Genomic DNA, 16620 nt, shown 5'->3' on the forward strand with positions numbered 1-16620 from the left:
AATGTAACTTAATGAGGTTCAAAATAGGATTGTGCGTATGGATTTTTCTCGATTTTTTCTTATTATATTAGCGCGCCATAAACTGATACTCTTGACACTTGTTGTGACGATGTCAACTACTTTATTGGTTAGCTTGTTAATGTCAAAGAGCTACAAGTCAACAGCTGTAATGGTGCTTACCCATAAAGGTGCAGATCCTGTGACAGGATTAATAATGTCACACCAGCAAATCACAGGTTACATGGCTACGCAATTGGATATTATAAAAAGCTCAAGAACCGCATTGATGGTAGTTGATCAACTGCGGCTTGATCAAAATGAAGCTGTTGTAAGCCAACATAAACAAAGTAATTCTACCTTGGGGATGCGCGAATGGTTGGCTGCTTTACTTCTTAAAAATCTGGAAATTGAAACTTCGCGTGATAGTAGTGTGATTCGTATCAGCTTTAAGGGTGCAGACCCTGTTTTTACTTCCGTTATTGCCAATGCTTTTGCAAATGCATATCAAGAAATAAGCATACGCCTCACCGTTGAACCTTCGCAAAAGGCAGCATCTTTTTTTACTGATCATTTGAATGTATTACGTGACAGATTGGAAATTGCACAAAAAAAACTATCACAATATCAACATTCAGAAGGAATTGTTGACGCAGATTATCGACTTGATATTGAAACAAAGCGCTTGAACGATCTTGCAAGTCAATTGGTGGCAGCGCAAGCGGATTTGATTGGTGCGGATTCAAAGTTAGATGGTACTAGCCGGACAAGCGAAGGACTTAGTGTTACTAGAAATGCGGTCATTAACAATCTTAAAATAAATTTATCGCAAGCCGAATCAAGGTTCTCTGATATTTCTCAAAAATTGGGAAAAAATCATCCCAGTTACATTGGAGCAAAAGCAGAAGTTGACAAACTTAGATCTGAACTTAGTAGGCACATAAGTTTTACTGACAGAAGCGCTGTTAATCAAGAGGCCGAGATTAGTAAGGCTCTTGAAGAGCAGAAAAAGAAAATACTAACATTGAATCGTTCGAGAGATGAGCTTCAAATTCTTGAAAGAGACGTGGAAGGTGCGCAACAGGCATATAACAGTGCAATGCAACGTTTAAATCAAACGACTCTTGAGGGACAATCTAACTTATCAAGTGTTTCCATACTTGACACAGCAAAAATTCCGGATAAGCCAGATAGTCCTAAGATACTACTCAATTTAGTTCTTTCAGCATTTTTGGGAACCTTGTTGGGGGTAGGGGCAGGATTACTTGCAGAGATGATTGATCGTCGTGTGCGCTCAGCAGAGGATTTGATAGATGTACTCCATGCTCCCGTGCTTGGCATTATAAAGCGAGGCATTCCAAAACAAAGACGCTTACAATTAGCATTACCTCGTTTGCTACGATGAATGATTCAGAAAGTTTAAAGGAAAGAAAATGAGCATTCCAGATTCTTTAGAAACAGAGAAGCTGAGCGGTTCCGGCTCTATCACTACAAACGCGGCTGCTGTACGTAAGTTTAGTATCGGGCACATTTTGTTGGATATGGGGAAAATTACTCCTGTTGAGGCTGAGCGTATATTACGATTGCAGAAAGAAAGTGGCTTGCGCTTTGGTGATGCGGCAATAAAGTTAGGCCTAATTACTGAAGCAGATATCCAGTTAGTATTAGCACAACAATTCGATTATCCGTATTTATTACCTGGACAAGGAAATCATCCGCCGGAATTGGTAGTTGCATATCAACCATTTGGCACTCAGGTTGAAGTTTTTCGCGCAGTAAGAAGCCAATTAATGCTACGTTGGTTTACTTCTGAACGTAAAGCACTAGCAATAATTAGTTGTAACCCAAATGAAGGGGCAAGTCTTTTTACTGCGAATCTTGCAGTAGTGTTTTCTCAACTTGGTGAGCGGACACTGTTAATCGATGCCAATTTACGTGGTCCGCAGCAGCATGAGATTTTTAATTTGAAAAACAAACAAGGCTTGTCTGATGTGCTTGTTGCTCGCGCTAATGTGTCTGAGGTTATTGCTAAAATAGATTCATTTGTTGATCTTTCGGTGTTGCCTGCGGGCACGTTGCCACCAAATCCCTTGGAACTCCTTAATCGTTCTTCTTTCGACGAAATGAATGATCAACTTGCGAGTCAGTACGATGTTATTCTTTATGATACTTTAGCATTTTCTAATGGAGTTGATGCGCTTGCTATAGCCGCTCGCACTGATGGCGCACTCATAGTTGCGCACAAGAACAATACTCGCTTAACTGATATCAACGCAATGAGTGAACAACTAAAATATAGCGGCGCTGAGATTGTAGGCTCAGTGCTAATTGATTTTTAGTAGATAAATTTAATCATGCCTTCATATCAATTAAGTAGTACTAAATCAGAGATACTAAACTGGTGGCCTATAATTTTAGGCGCATTGGCTTTATATATTCCCACTTTTTATGGTTTGGCAAATGGAATATGGACAAATGAAGAGCAGGCTCACGGGCCAATAATTTTGATACTTTCATTGTGGCTTATGTTCCGAAAGTGGAAAATAATGATTAAAGAAAGTGATGCCCAATCAACTTCAGTCTTCGGGTGGGTCATCCTCGTGGTCGCTCTAATTTTTTACATTATTGGCGGTTCTCAACAGATATTAATATTAGAGATTGGTTCTTTTATTCTGGTTTTAGCAGCGATATTACTTATTAAGCGCGGTTATATTGCGCTAAAAATCATGTGGTTCCCATTGTTTTTCTTGTTATTTATGATTCCGTTACCAGGTGCAATAGTTAGTTTTTTTACTATGCCGATGAAGATGGCAGTTTCGTATGTTGCAGAGAATATTTTGTTTTGGGCAAATTATCCTATCGCGAGAAATGGTGTGATTTTGCAAATTGGTCAATATCAACTTCTTGTGGCTGATGCATGTGCGGGATTACAGACATTACTAACTTTGGAGGCATTAGGTTTGTTTTATCTGAATCTTGTCAATCATACTTCGGTTTTTCGAAACGTGGCATTGGCTATTCTTATAATACCTATTTCTTTTACTGCTAACGTTATTCGCGTTATCGTACTTACTTTGATAACTTACCACTATGGTGACGCTGCAGGACAAGGGTTTCTTCATGGGTTTGCTGGCATGGTTTTATTTATTAGTGCATTAGTACTAATTCTTGGAGTGGACGGATTGTTGCAGTATTTTTCGCGAGCGCAGCGTGTCAATGTTACTCAACCACTAAGTAATATCTAGTTATCAATTAATTAGATATTACTTAGTGGTTGGTGGAGATGTGAATTAGGTTGCTTAAGAATAATTTTATAAAACAACATTTCTTTAGTGCTATTAGTAAAAAAGGAGAGTATTAATGAATAAGCCTCTAATAATTAATATATTAATTGGAGTATTGATGGTGTCATCAGGTGCTTTAACAATGGCTTTTACTCCCACCGAGAAAATTGCTGATTATCAGGAAAAGATCAATCTTGAAACGATGATTCCTGATAGATTTGGAGATTGGCAAATCGACAGAACAATTGTTCCATTACAAGTAGACGCTGAGACTCAAGCTAATCTTGACAAAATTTATAACCAAACACTAGCCAGAACTTATGTCAATTCCCAAGGTGAGCGCATTATGCTTTCAGTGGCTTACGGGGGAGATCAGAGTGATAATCTGTCGGTACATAAGCCTGAAGTATGTTATTACGCACAGGGTTTCGAGATAAGGAAGATTTTTCCTGGAGAGCTACTGACTCAATATGGAAAATTACCGATTAAGCGTTTACTGGCTACCAAAGGTAATCGAAATGAACCAATTACATATTGGGTTACGGTTGGCAATAAAGCTGTTTTGCCAGGATTTGATCAAAAGTTGCAACAATTACGTTACGGTTTGACAGGAAATATTCCAGACGGCATTTTGGTGAGAATTTCTTCTATAGATAATGATAATGATGTGGCTTATCAACTTCAAGCTATCTTTATTCAAGATCTACTTTTAGCTGTTAATGTTAATGAACGAGTAAGATTAATAGGTTCTTTTCAGGCATAGTAGTATATCTATGGATGCTGGGAAGAGTGCTGGAGACATGGTCAGTATTGGTCTATAAATCCATGATTATAAAATAGGAAATACAAATTCAGCGTGCAAAAATAGTGAGCATATGAGTTTGGTCAATCTTTCATGTATACAACAAAATTAAGTGAGATATAAGTAGGCCTTGTTTATTATGAAAGCGGAAATATCATCCAGACTTTTTAATAGTAATCTAAATTCCAAAACGTTAGTTTTTGTCTTGTTGCTATTTAGTGTACTAATTTTATCAATTCTTAGTGGCATACTTGCCGCATCTGGAAACTTAATTCTTCTGGTTCCTCTGCTGGTTTTATTTGGCATTTTTTTTATTCTTGCTGCACCGGTTGCTTGGACAGTTTGGATATTATTTTGGGGGGCATTTCTAGTCACTGGACCAAGCGCCTATTTTCTCCGTTTTTCACAGCTTCAATGGTTTACAGTTTTGGTAAGTGCGGCATTGTTGTTACCAGTGCTGCTTCATTTGTTACGTGCTAGAACAAGTATAAAGTCAGTTTCATTCTCTAGTGAACTTTGGGGTCCTATCATCCTAGTTGTACTGGTACTTTTTTCTACTGTGATTGATCGACCTTACTTTTCTGAAATTATAAATGCATCACGGTATTATCTTCTCATGTGGCCATTAATGCTGGTTATCATGTTTGGCTTAATATCTGAGAAAATGATAATGCAATTGTGGCAAGCTCTTATGATTGTAGCTATTCTACAGTTCCCGATGGCGATTTATCAATATTTTTTTGTAGTTCCAAGTAGTGTACGGACGTCACCGTGGGATGCTGTGATAGGCACATTTCATGGTGTTATAGAGGGCGGAGGAGATAGCGCTGCAATGGCCATTATGTTGTTGATTGCTATGTTAACTGCGATTGCATTATGGCGTGAAGGAAAACTTACTGGTTTAAAGGTGGTTTTAGTTGTATTGTTTGGGCTTCTTACGCTTGGTTTGGCGGAAGTTAAAGCAGCAGTCATACTGCTTCCGGTTATCATAGGCCTGTATTATCGTAAAGTGCTGCTGAAGCGACCTGTTGAGTTTATTGTTGTTATGATAGGTGCTGTTCTGTTAGTTGGAGCTTTATTTACATTTTATGAGAAACTTCACTATGGAGACGTCTCAACGCATACATTCAAGAAAAATCAAGTTACTTCAACTTATGATCGAGTGATGAGAGCCTTAGATCCTGAGACGGAGACATATGATGGTCGTGAATTGGGTCGTGTAAATCTGTTACTAAATTGGTGGAATATTAACGTTGGTAGTGGTGATTTGCAACACAGTTTATTTGGTTACGGTATGGGAGCAACTTATGAAAGTAGAATCGGAACAGGGGAACTAGTGGATCGCTTCCTCTACAAGATAAATACATCTTCATCCCTCATATTATTATGGGAAGTAGGTATTTTGGGACATTTGGTTTTCTTCTTTATATTACTACTAGGAGCAAAAGCTTCGGAGCGTGCTGCTGGCTATGATGTTATTCCAGAAATTCATCGTATTTTTTTGAGGATAGGTGCGGTAGGATTATTCTTATTGATTTTAACAATGCCTTATAAGAACTTTCATTTGTACTCGAACCCGATTCAGTTTCTTATGATGCTGATGTTAGGTCAGGCTGCTTACTGGTCGAGATTCTTAAATAAATGCGGTAATTCTTGAGTTATATCAGGAGACTGATAAAGATTTTTCCGAGAAATCGATTACCTGATTTACATAAGTTATCAATGAATCAAGTGAGAGATTATTAGATACTGGCGCATAGGACATGGGATTGCAAGTACGACACACTGAAGAAAGATTATGATCAGTTATATTTTATAAAAAGATATTTTTATAATAATTTTCAAGGAAATCTGATGCAAGGATGGCTCAAAGAGGTTTATGGAAAAATAATTCCTTTCGGAGTGCGCCAAGATATTAAAGGATATACTCGGCGGAGACAATACAAAGCGCTAAGGCAGCAGGTCAGTAGTGATGGTTATTCCTTAAAACCGTATGACGACTTGCAATGCATTTTTATACATATTCCCAAAACTGCCGGTATATCAGTTTGTCAAGCATTCTTCGGTTGTTTAGGTGGGGGACACCTTACAGCACGAACTTATCAAGTGATATTTGGAGCCGAATGTTATAATAATTATTTTAAGTTTGCCTTTGTACGCAATCCTTGGGATCGATTAGTATCTGCTTATGTTTTTTTAAAGAAGGGGGGGTTAACTGAGCAGGATAAAGTATGGTCACGTGAATATCTGGATAAATTTGATAGTTTCCAAAGCTTTATTTTGTATGGATTGACATCCTCTGACATTTACCGTGTTTTACATTTTATTCCACAGTGGGAATATGTAGTCGGCAAGAATGGCAAAGTCGATGTAGATTTTATTGGTAGATTCGAAGCCTTGGGGAGCGATTTTGAAATCTTGGCCGAAAGACTGGGAGTGGCGACTAATTTAGTAAAAATAAATCATAGCCTGAAAGGAGATTATCGTAGTTATTACAATGATGCTAGCGCTGAGGTCGTGGCTAAGTTATATTCGCGCGATATTGAATTGTTTGGTTATTCATTTGACCATTAATTGCCACGCCGATGTCGTTTTATCTCCTAAAATAAATTAAATATGAAAATCAATTTTATAGGTGTTGGTGCACAGAAATGCGCATCTACATGGGTGCATCGTGTTCTATCAGATCATCCGGAAGTGGCGATATTTCAAGGTAAGGAAAGCGATTTTTTCTCAACTTATTATGGTCGTGGTTATCAGTGGTACGAGAAACAAGTAGGGGATGCCAGTGCGGTAAATGCCAAAGGAGAAATTTCACCTTCGTACTTTGCTGATAGCGATACACCTAGTCGTGTTTTTCTATACAATTCAGAAATGCGGATCGTGATATTGCTGCGAGACCCAATTGAACGTGCTTATTCCAACCATTTGCACGTGGTAAGACAAGGATATTTTTCTGGCCAGAAATTAAGTTTTGAAGATGGACTAGCCAATAATCCAATGTATGTAGAACAGTCTCGCTACGCTAAGCACCTCGCTCGTTGGTTGGAAATCTTCCCAGAAAATCAAGTGTCAGTAATCTTCCAAGAAGATATTCGCGATAATCCTAAGATACAAGCACGTAATTTATACCGTTTCTTAAGCATTAATGAGGATCATCAATCTTGGTTTCTAGAGAAAAAAGTGAATGAAAGTATTGTTGTTAAAAATGCTAAATTGGATCAGCTGCTTAAACAATTTGGAAGAATTGGCCGATATGTGGGTGGAAAGAGAATTGTCGAAGCAGTTAAGAATAATGATTTAGTCCGTAATTTGCGTCGAAATCATAATCAAATTGAATTGAGGCAAGTTGTTCCACCGATGCGTGAGGATACACGAAAACATTTGCAAGAAGAATTGGCTAATGACATGAACGAATTATTGCGTCAGCTTAATCTAAAGAAATTACCTTGGCAGAGCTGGGTAGCGTTGCAGGATTGATCAAGATCAATTACGGTAGATAAGCTGGCTTTATGCTAATTAATTCGCGGAGGTCAAAAGATTTGGGTTAAATTAGCGGCTGCCATAGCCTCGTCACTATTATGAATGTTGCCGAGAAAATATGTTGGCGTGTCAATTAGTTCTTCATTGCAGACCTCCTCGCAAGGTGTTATTCGTGCTCTGTCGCAGAGTAACTTCGCTAAATTGGTTCAACTTTTAATTAAATTTAGATGATATCCGTATATAGAAACTTTAAAATACTAATGAAAGCTGCGAGTGTCATAATCACATTAATAACACCTAGCATCATCGGGGTTAGACAAAAGCAGTATTTCACCGGACTTGTATTGCTTTTCACCATTAGTACTTTCTTATTTAGTCATAGCACAAAAGCTAATCCAGTGAAATGGCATCCAGGACATTACTGTACTATTTTAGGTCTGGGTAAAAATGACCCGAAATATATGACACAAGTTTATAAGGAGCTCAAAGCAACACCAGCATTGCGTGGGATACAAATTCGCTATTTCTGGGCAGAACTAGAAACAGCAAAAGGTGTGTATGACTTCACATCGATTGATCAGCGGCTTGCTGAACTTGCTGCAATAGGAAAACGTCTTGTCATTCAGGTGCAAACAAAGTCATTTGTTCCAATAGGGAAGCCAACAGGGAAGCTTGTGCCAGATTACTTGAAGGCAAGTGATTATGATGGTGGTGAGTTTGCTTATAGTAGCCATGGCAGCACGGCGCCAAGAGGATACAATATTGCATTATGGAATTCGCAGGTGCATGATCGTTTGGTTGAGTTATTCAGGGTGATGGGGGAGCGTTACAATTCTCACCCATACTTTGAGGGTATTGGTATGATAGAAACTGCATATGGAGAACCGATCGTTCCCCAGCCTGCTCATCAGTTGTCTAAATTCTATGAAAATTTGCTTAGCGTTCACCAGAAAATGCGGTCTTACTTTCCGAATACTATGACGATTCAGGAAGTAAATTACCCCCACCCAATTCTAGAGTCATTTGTGAGGAGATTAAAAGAAATGGGAACGGCGTTAAGTGGCCCGGATGTTTTTAAAGATGAGCCGGGGTTGAATCGTAATGCTGTGCGAAACGCACCAAGAGGCATTTATCATTTTTATCCCGAACTTTCAGGAATCATACCCTTAGCTCCTCAGGTGATGCACAAAAATTATATGAATACTCGTAACGATGGTGCAGGTAGTGTGCCAACTGTTCCAGAAATATTTGCTTTCGCACGAGATAATCTGAAATCCAATTATATTTTCTGGACGCGTAATCCGAAATACTATTCCAAGGTGCTTGAACTACTAAATGGACCTGATATAGCGAGAGATCCTTTTGGTGGTTTGAACTCGATTTGCCCCAAGGCCTATACTTCTTGTGTTGATTAAAAATAGTTTTATTTTTTATTTCGACTAAGTGAAGGAAATTCAAGATGAAAGAGTATCAGAGCTTGTCCCACACAAGGTGGGATTGTAAGTGCCATGTGGTATTCATTCCGAAGAAGCACAGATTGTAGAAGGGCTCATCATGTCGGGTCACGTGCACATGTGCCTCAGCATTCCGCCAAAATATGCGGTATCGAACGTGATGGAGTACATCAAGGGGAAGAGTGCAATTGTAATAGCGAGGCATTTCGGAGGTCGAATAAAGAATCTCACTGGCAAGGTTTTCTGGGCTCGAGGGTATTTTGTTTCGACTATGGCTTGAGAAGGAATAGTCAGGACGTATATCCGAAATCAAGAGCATGAGGATGAACGCTACGACCAATTTATATTGGACGTTAACCGCCCTTGGGCGACTCATGGTTTAGGGCGCCTTTGAGGCGCTCACCCCATAAGCCTCTGGCTTTGCCGGAGGTAATTTTCTAAGTGAGAGTTATTAAAATGTTACCTGACTTTGTAGTAATTGGCGCATTTAAAGCGGGATCAACTTCATTGCATCATTACTTTGGCCAGCACCCTAATGTTTTTATGACAAAAGTAAAAGAACCCAATTTTTTTGCTTTTGATCCAAATAATAGAGCACATGCCGAAATGAATCGCCAGCAGTTTATGGTATCCAATCTTGCCGAGTATGAGTCACTTTTTGAAGATGCCCGGGTTGATCAAATTAAAGGGGAAGTTTCTCCTTATTATTTATATAGCTCTGTTGCTGCGCAAGGAATGAAAAAAGTAGTGCCGACTATTAAAATGATTGCGTGTTTACGAAATCCGGTCGGGCGAGCTTATTCGCATTATCTAATGCGACTTCGTTCGGGGAAGGAAACAAAATCACCTGAAGAAGCTTTTACTGAAGATACTTTTTGGGTAAAAGCTAGCTTGTATGCCGATGCAATACAAAATTATCAGCAGATGTTTTGTCATGATCAACTTAAATTTGTATTGTTTGATGATCTTATTGATGACCCACAAACATTGATGTCTGAGTTGTTTGACTTTGTCGGTGTCGACTCAAATTTTCAGGTCAATACTGAATATAGATTCAACCCCGGTGGCACTCCTAAGTTTCCTTGGTTACATGATGGCTTGAGTGCATTAAAGCGTATACCTGGGTTACGGCGATATACTCCTCCTTTTATTAGAAACCGTCTTGCGCGAATTAGAGATAAGAATCTTGCGCCTGCAGAAGTATTAGCAGTCGATGTGCAACAACAATGGCTAAGATATTATCGGGACGATATTTTACGTGTGCAAGATATTTTGCAACTAGATCTATCGTGCTGGTTAAAAGTTAAAGCGCCTAGAAATCAAGCAATATAGCTGTTTGGTAAGATATTTATTTTGTGTTTCCTAAAGAGTATAACTTACGCTACTTGTGTAAAATTAGATCGAGATAAGCTAATAAATGCCTGACTTTTTTGCCTCAAACTTTCATTTAGAAGAAAAGCAGGTTGGTGTAATATGCTAATCTAATGTTACTGTATTGATATAATTCAGTATTCTATGTCGTTAGCGTTGTGTTTGTTCACTTAATCTGGTGTGCAGAATTTGTCTAAGTTCAAATATATTTGGCCGAATGCACTAATGTTTTAATAAGTCTAGTGAAGAGCGGATTCTGAGCAATAAATTAAGTCAGAAAAATTGCGCGTTCGGTAAATTGATTAATCGGAAAAGCATGGTAATTCTTTGCTTACAGAATAAAAAATGAAGAATTAAGGATTGGAAGTGAGCATACTGAATTCTTGTAATCTGCTAATAGAAAAGATGTTATGAAGATGCTTTACATTGTAGAAGATCGCTTTCCTCCATTCCGTGCAGATGTGGTGGAGTTGTTCGCTAAACAGATGCCAAGCCGCGGTCATCAAATCGATTGGCTGATGCAAAGAGGGGCAGATGCGCTCAGTTTGTCATCACCTACAGATTGGTTGGGAAATACTGTCTATCTCACTCCGCGGAGTAAACGACAGGGATTGTTCGGTCGGATACTGAACAACTTGCTGGGTATGCAGGGCGATTTAATGATTTTGTACCTTGCCTTCAAGAATCGGTATGACGTAATTCAAGTGCGCGATAAGTTTTTTGCTAGCTTGATTGCTTGGTTGGCAGCCCGCTTGACGGGTGCTCGCTTTATTTACTGGATGTCTTATCCGTTCGCCGAATCTAAATTGTATCAAGCCCATAATAAGCTTGTGCCACATCATCGACTTGTTTGGCTCAAAGGGCAGATTATCCGTAATTTACTTTACAAGGTAATCCTGCCATCGGCAGATTATATTTTTGTGCAAAGCGACCGAATGAAAGAAGATGTTGCACAAGAGGGTGTTTCTCCTGCCAAGATGACTGCCGTTCCTATGGGTATTCGCGCTGATCAAGTAGGTAAAGCGGAAGATGCTAAAGCCCCTAATGTGCATTCGCCCATGTTATTGCACCTTGGGAGCATTATGCAACTGCGTCAATCTGAGATGCTGGTGCGTGTGCTGCAGCAAGTGCGTTTACGTTATCCTAACGCTCGTTTGTTATATGTGGGCGATGGTCAGTTGCCAAGCGATCGTCAAGCAGTAGAGGAAGAGGCATCTCGACTGCAATTGTCAGAAGCTGTTACAGTGACTGGTTTTATGCCTATGGAGAAAGCCTGGGAACTGGTTGCACAGGCGGATATCTGCTTTTCGCCTTTCTATCCTGTTCCTGTGTTACTTTCCACTTCGCCCACAAAGCTTATCGAATATATGGCCATGGCGAAATGCATAGTTGCTAATGAGCATCCTGAGCAATGTCAAGTGATGGAGTCGAGTGGAATTGGTCGTTGTGTATCGTGGGGTGAGCAGTCTTTTGTTGATGAAGTTTGTAAATTGCTGGATGACCCTGAACGTGCGCGAATGCTGGCATCAAAAGGACCAGATTGGGTGCGAGAGTATCGTACATATAATGTTATTGCCGACTTAGTAGAATCACAATATAAGATATTGCTTGGATCGGCAGCATGAATAGTTCCGGTCTTTATTCCGGCAACCGTTTTCGTCAAGCTATACTGCATTATCTACTAGGGCGAACTGCGCAAGCAATTGCCTCTTTCATTTTTATAATCTGGTTGGTTCGCTTATTATCTCCGGTAAATTACGGAGCTTACATGGTTCTGTGGGGCATGGTGGAAATGATGGCGCCGCTGAGCTCTTTAGGCATGCTTGAAGCAGTGCGACGATTTTTGCCAGAATTAGCGTTTCGTGGAGCGCCCAGTGCTTTAAAATGGTTTGTGCGTTGGATGACCTTAATTCGTTTTGCCATCATGATAATTTGGGCTGCGCTAATAACTGCTTTCTGGCCAGATATTTCTGCATGGCTAGGTTTCAGTGTGCCTCAGCAAGATGCAACTTTAGTTGCGGTGGGATTGATCATTACTGTCATTGGTTTTCGCTATGCCACTGAAATGTTGGAATCGCTTTTAGAGCAAAGATGGGCTCAATTGATTCATTCATTAATGTCAATTGGTCGTTTGGCCGGTGTTGCAATCCTAGTATTTAATGAGAGTTTGTCGCTCGAACAGTTGCTGTGGATGGATTTAATCGTTTCACTGGTTTGTTTAATATTGGCCGAATTTCTCTTAGTACGAAAATTACGCAACATACAAAGTGCTGGGGATTTCCATGTAAGCGCGCGTGAGATATTTAATTTTGCATGGCACATGGCGAGCGCTAATCTTCTTCGAGCTGTTGCTAACCCTGGTGCGCTACGTATTCTTGTAGCCAGAACCTTAGGGCTTGAGATCGCTGGAATGTTTGCTTTTTTGCAGCAATTGTTGCTAATTGCCGGGCGCTATCTTCCTGCCAAGTTGTTGGCAAACATTATTCGACCTATGCTGATATCTCGCTATGTGGCGGGAGAGGTTGATGTGGTTAAACAAGGAATGGCCTTATTGTGGAAAAGTAATTTTTTAATAATTGCTATTTGTATGGCAGCATTAAGTGTTGCAGGTGATGAACTAATTGATTTGGCAAGTAGCGGGCGTTTCATGGATGCTGGCATGGTTATGGTGATTATGTTGCTTGGTTTGGGAGCAACAAGTCAAGGTCAGTTGGTTGTCATGATTATGCAGATTTTTCCGTATACGCGCCAATTAAAGAATCTCAGCATATTGTCTGCAATAACACCAGTGGCGGTAATAATTGGCTCAAGCTGGGGACTGATGGGCGTGGTATGTGGAATCGTGCTAGGTGCGTGGTTAATGAATAGTCTGACTTTACTTTGGTTAAATTATCAGGCTGGTCGCATCCAATTAGACTGGTTTGGTACTATGCGTGGTCTTGGCATTGCTATATTTCTGGCTGCTATTGGTTGGGTAATTGAAGATAAATTGGGAGTGTGGTGGACGCTTACATTTGTTTTAGTAGCTTATGTACCTGGTTTAATGTTGGTAAAACCATTAAACCAATTAGATATGGCATTACTTAGCCGAGGATTACGTCGCCGTGCTCGGTTATTTTCGCATTTTACTTCGAAAAACATATAAGAATTGATCGATATCAGCATTTATATTCATATTATGACAAGTCAATTTAGCGATAGTGTATGGGCCAAAAATGTTCTATTTGATCGTTTTCTCTAATCCTTTTAATTGTTTCGGATATGTCTAAAAACTACGAGAACACAAAGATTATGCATGTTATCAACGGCGAGTTTTTCTCTGGTGCTGAACGAGTGCAGGATATATTGGCAATGCGTCTACCAGATTTTGGTTATGAGATGGGATTTGCTTGCATAAAGCCGGGAAAATTTTCTGCTTGCCGGAATTCCACTGTACCAATCTTTGAGACATTCATGAAATCGAAATTTGACTTGGTGCCGGCGTGGGAGATTGCAAGGATCGTAAAGCAAGGTAATTATTCCTTGTTGCATACACACACTCCTCGCGCCGCACTGATTGGCCGCGTAGCAGCGTGGTTATCTGGCGTGCCATTGGTGCATCATGTACATAGCCCCACGACACGAGATACCGAAAGTGTATGGCGTAATCGCATGAATTCATTGATCGAGCAACTGAGTTTGGTGGGAGTCTCGCGATTAATTCCAGTATCAAAAAGCCTGGAATTTTATTTGAAAAAACATGGTTGGTCAGAGAAACGAATTGCGATGGTCGCTAATGGAGTCGTCACACCTGATGCGCTGCCTGTGCGAGACGCACCTGGACCAGAATGGGTAATTGGTAGCGTGGCATTGTTTCGGCCGCGCAAAGGTATGGAAGTTCTGATACAGGCGTTAGCAAGCTTACGCCAGTCAGGTCGTCCTGTAAGATTGCGTGCAGTAGGTCCATTTGAGACTGTGGAATATGAGAAAACTATTAAAGCGATGGCTGATAGGCTCGGAGTAGGGGATATGATCGATTGGGTTGGATTTGCTCAGAATGTCAATGCCGAATTTACTAAAATGGATATTCTTGTTTTGCCGAGTCTTTTTGGGGAAGGTATGCCCATGGTAATTCTAGAAGCAATGGCAACAGGGGTGCCGGTAGTAGCATCTGATGTGGAAGGTATTCCTGAAGTATTAGGACATGGTAAATCCGGCTTGGTGGTGCCAGCTGGTGATGTAAAGCAGCTGGCCGATGTTATAGCTGAGTTAATTGATAATAAATATGACTGGCGTGCCATGCGAGAAGATGCTTACCAGTTACAGACAGCCAATTTTTCTGATTACAGCATGGCTAAAGGTGTAGCACGTGTTTATGATGTGATCCTGGATCCTGCACACCATTAAATCATTGGGTGCAATTCATAAGGCATGAGATAGCACATGAATCAAATTCCTTTGTTCGGACTGAAAATAGAAGATACGACATTAGCTGACGCCAGCGCAAACATAGTTAATGATGCTCGTTCAGGTGTGCAGCGTAAAATAATATATTTCGTCAATGCACACTGCATTAATATTGCTGCGGTAGATATTGACTACCTCTCTGTATTGCAAGATGGGGCAACGCTATTTGCGGACGGCAGTGGTATGCGTTTAGCTGCCAGATTAGCTGGTTTCTCCCTAAAAGACAATGTCAATGGCACCGATTTATTTCCGGTAATCTGCCATGATGCTGCGGCAGCTGGTGTCAAACTAGCTTTATTGGGTGCTCGCCCAGGAGTCGCAGAACGTTGCGCAGAGAAAATGAAAATTCAATCTCCTAAATTAGATGTTGCTTGGATTCATGATGGCTACTTTAAGCAAGATACTGAAGACGATATTATCGATGCTATCAATCGTAGCGGAGCGGAAATTCTGTTTGTGGCGATGGGGGTGCCCATGCAGGAATTGTGGATCGCACGCCATGTAAACAAACTTAATGTGGCTGTAGTCCTTGGTGTGGGCGCCTTATTTGATTTTTATTCAGGTGCGATGCCACGTGCGCCGCAGTGGATGCGTCGTCTTGGTCTCGAATGGTTATTCCGGTATATGATGGAACCAAGAAGGATGTTTGTGCGATATGTCGTAGGCAATCCGGTATTTATCATTCGAACATTATGGCGGTGTTTAAAGGGTCAGAAAAACCTACAAGAAGCTGCTCTGCTTGATGGTAAGAAGTAGGAGGAATGGAATTCGATGTGATTAAGAATATTCTTGAAAAAATAAGGTTGTTTTAAATTTATGAAAGCGATTTCTACTATTAATTTGGCTAGCTTTATTATCGCGGGTACAGAGAAGGCTGGTACAACGTCGATATTTACGTATCTAAGCACGCATCCATCGGTTTGCGGTTCAGCAGTCAAGGAAACAGATTTTTTTCGTAATTTATATACAGGTGATCCCAAAAAAGATACTGCTAATTACGCCAGTTATTTTGAGCGTTGCTCTCCTGAAATTCAGATTTTGATGGAAGCTTCACCGGGATATCTAGGTAGTGGTGCAGAAGTAGCAGCTCGTATCCATGCATTGGTGCCGGAAACCAAGCTTCTGTTCATATTACGAAACCCCATTGATCGGATATACTCCTCATTCAATTTTCATGTTGGGAAACTGAATCTTGATCCTAATATAAGCTTTGAGGAGTATATTGATAAGTGTATTGCGTATGACTCCGGTCAAGAAAAACCCGCTGAATTGGGCATTAAAGAATGGTATTTAAAGATCATCAGTTTTGGTCGGTATGTTGACTACTTGGAATATTATTATCAGCTATTTCCGGAAAATCAGATCAAGATTATGTTTTTTGAAGATATGGCTCAGGATATTGACGGTTTCATGCGGGAACTGTGTCAGTTCTTAGAGATTTCCCCAGACTTTTTCAATGGATATAATTTTAGACGAATTAATGTTACTTACGAAAGTAAGTTGAAATGGTTGCATAAGATCGCGGTCTACTTTAATACAAAGTCTGAACGATTTCTGCGGCAGCGACCTGAATTAAAGCAGTTTATGGTAAATTTATATAAAAAAATTAACCAAGCAAGAGAAGGATATGATGAAATTTCCGATGAAAGCCGTGATCGTTTAAAACAATATTACTTGCCCAGTATTGTGGCACTTCAGACGCTTATTAAAACAAAAAATATACCTTGGAATATTTGATCCACTTAGTAAAACAAACCAGCAGAAACGAAACTTACTGGCTGGC

At 40.1% G+C, this 16620-nt stretch carries 14 protein-coding genes and 1 pseudogene; all 15 read left to right on the forward strand.

Annotated elements, in window-relative coordinates:
- The first annotated feature begins 37 nt into the window (after positions 1–37).
- Positions 38–1402: a chain length determinant protein EpsF gene (gene epsF / locus Q0C11_RS00235; protein WP_293004688.1), complete on the forward strand. Its 1365-nt coding sequence runs from the start codon at positions 38–40 to the stop codon at positions 1400–1402.
- A 28-nt stretch (positions 1403–1430) separates the two neighbouring features.
- Complete coding sequence (epsG, locus tag Q0C11_RS00240) at positions 1431–2336, forward strand: chain length determinant protein tyrosine kinase EpsG (protein WP_293004690.1); 906 nt, start codon at positions 1431–1433, stop codon at positions 2334–2336.
- Positions 2337–2351: 15 nt separating this feature from the next.
- Positions 2352–3242: an exosortase B gene (gene xrtB, locus Q0C11_RS00245; RefSeq protein WP_293004692.1), complete on the forward strand. Its 891-nt coding sequence runs from the start codon at positions 2352–2354 to the stop codon at positions 3240–3242.
- Positions 3243–3357: 115 nt separating this feature from the next.
- Entirely contained in the window at positions 3358–4044 is a 687-nt protein-coding gene (gene epsI, locus Q0C11_RS00250; RefSeq protein WP_293004694.1) for an exosortase-associated protein EpsI, B-type, read from the forward strand.
- A 178-nt stretch (positions 4045–4222) separates the two neighbouring features.
- Positions 4223–5740: a hypothetical protein gene (locus Q0C11_RS00255; RefSeq protein ID WP_293004696.1), complete on the forward strand. Its 1518-nt coding sequence runs from the start codon at positions 4223–4225 to the stop codon at positions 5738–5740.
- 197 nt (positions 5741–5937) lie between these two features.
- Positions 5938–6657 carry a sulfotransferase family 2 domain-containing protein gene (locus Q0C11_RS00260; protein WP_293004698.1) on the forward strand — a complete coding sequence of 240 codons (720 nt, stop codon included), beginning with the start codon at positions 5938–5940 and terminating at the stop codon, positions 6655–6657.
- 42 nt (positions 6658–6699) lie between these two features.
- Entirely contained in the window at positions 6700–7563 is an 864-nt protein-coding gene (locus Q0C11_RS00265; protein WP_293004700.1) for a sulfotransferase, read from the forward strand.
- Positions 7564–7826: 263 nt separating this feature from the next.
- The gene (locus tag Q0C11_RS00270; RefSeq protein ID WP_293004701.1) at positions 7827–8981 is read left to right on the forward strand and encodes a glycoside hydrolase; all 1155 of its coding nucleotides are present in this window, start codon (positions 7827–7829) and stop codon (positions 8979–8981) included.
- A gap of 44 nt (positions 8982–9025) precedes the next feature.
- A pseudogene (gene tnpA / locus Q0C11_RS00275) lies at positions 9026–9414 on the forward strand (IS200/IS605 family transposase).
- A gap of 62 nt (positions 9415–9476) precedes the next feature.
- A complete protein-coding gene (locus tag Q0C11_RS00280; protein ID WP_293004702.1) occupies positions 9477–10352 on the forward strand; it encodes a sulfotransferase domain-containing protein in 876 nt (291 codons plus the stop codon).
- A gap of 449 nt (positions 10353–10801) precedes the next feature.
- Entirely contained in the window at positions 10802–12016 is a 1215-nt protein-coding gene (locus tag Q0C11_RS00285; RefSeq protein ID WP_293004704.1) for a glycosyltransferase, read from the forward strand.
- On the forward strand, positions 12013–13536 hold the full coding sequence (locus Q0C11_RS00290; RefSeq protein WP_293004706.1) for an oligosaccharide flippase family protein: 1524 nt from the start codon (positions 12013–12015) through the stop codon (positions 13534–13536). Before Q0C11_RS00285 ends, Q0C11_RS00290 begins: the two co-directional genes overlap by 4 nt.
- A gap of 116 nt (positions 13537–13652) precedes the next feature.
- Positions 13653–14777, forward strand: coding sequence for a glycosyltransferase (locus Q0C11_RS00295; protein WP_293004708.1), 1125 nt, complete (start codon positions 13653–13655; stop codon positions 14775–14777).
- Positions 14778–14813: 36 nt separating this feature from the next.
- The gene (locus tag Q0C11_RS00300) at positions 14814–15593 is read left to right on the forward strand and encodes a WecB/TagA/CpsF family glycosyltransferase (protein ID WP_293004710.1); all 780 of its coding nucleotides are present in this window, start codon (positions 14814–14816) and stop codon (positions 15591–15593) included.
- 60 nt (positions 15594–15653) lie between these two features.
- Positions 15654–16574, forward strand: coding sequence for a sulfotransferase domain-containing protein (locus Q0C11_RS00305; protein WP_293004712.1), 921 nt, complete (start codon positions 15654–15656; stop codon positions 16572–16574).
- The last annotated feature ends 46 nt before the right edge of the window (positions 16575–16620 follow it).

This window comes from Nitrosomonas sp., from assembly GCF_022842015.1.
GTDB lineage: Bacteria > Pseudomonadota > Gammaproteobacteria > Burkholderiales > Nitrosomonadaceae > Nitrosomonas.

Excerpts from the sequence above, each read along its gene's own strand:
- epsF (WP_293004688.1), top strand. The coding sequence starts at position 38 with ATGGATTTTTCTCGATTTTTTCTTATTATATTAGCGCGCCATAAACTG.
- epsG (WP_293004690.1), top strand. The coding sequence starts at position 1,431 with ATGAGCATTCCAGATTCTTTAGAAACAGAGAAGCTGAGCGGTTCCGGC.
- xrtB (WP_293004692.1), top strand. The coding sequence starts at position 2,352 with ATGCCTTCATATCAATTAAGTAGTACTAAATCAGAGATACTAAACTGG.
- epsI (WP_293004694.1), top strand. The coding sequence starts at position 3,358 with ATGAATAAGCCTCTAATAATTAATATATTAATTGGAGTATTGATGGTG.
- Q0C11_RS00255 (WP_293004696.1), top strand. The coding sequence starts at position 4,223 with ATGAAAGCGGAAATATCATCCAGACTTTTTAATAGTAATCTAAATTCC.
- Q0C11_RS00260 (WP_293004698.1), top strand. The coding sequence starts at position 5,938 with ATGCAAGGATGGCTCAAAGAGGTTTATGGAAAAATAATTCCTTTCGGA.
- Q0C11_RS00265 (WP_293004700.1), top strand. The coding sequence starts at position 6,700 with ATGAAAATCAATTTTATAGGTGTTGGTGCACAGAAATGCGCATCTACA.
- Q0C11_RS00270 (WP_293004701.1), top strand. The coding sequence starts at position 7,827 with ATGAAAGCTGCGAGTGTCATAATCACATTAATAACACCTAGCATCATC.
- Q0C11_RS00280 (WP_293004702.1), top strand. The coding sequence starts at position 9,477 with ATGTTACCTGACTTTGTAGTAATTGGCGCATTTAAAGCGGGATCAACT.
- Q0C11_RS00285 (WP_293004704.1), top strand. The coding sequence starts at position 10,802 with ATGAAGATGCTTTACATTGTAGAAGATCGCTTTCCTCCATTCCGTGCA.
- Q0C11_RS00290 (WP_293004706.1), top strand. The coding sequence starts at position 12,013 with ATGAATAGTTCCGGTCTTTATTCCGGCAACCGTTTTCGTCAAGCTATA.
- Q0C11_RS00295 (WP_293004708.1), top strand. The coding sequence starts at position 13,653 with ATGTCTAAAAACTACGAGAACACAAAGATTATGCATGTTATCAACGGC.
- Q0C11_RS00300 (WP_293004710.1), top strand. The coding sequence starts at position 14,814 with ATGAATCAAATTCCTTTGTTCGGACTGAAAATAGAAGATACGACATTA.
- Q0C11_RS00305 (WP_293004712.1), top strand. The coding sequence starts at position 15,654 with ATGAAAGCGATTTCTACTATTAATTTGGCTAGCTTTATTATCGCGGGT.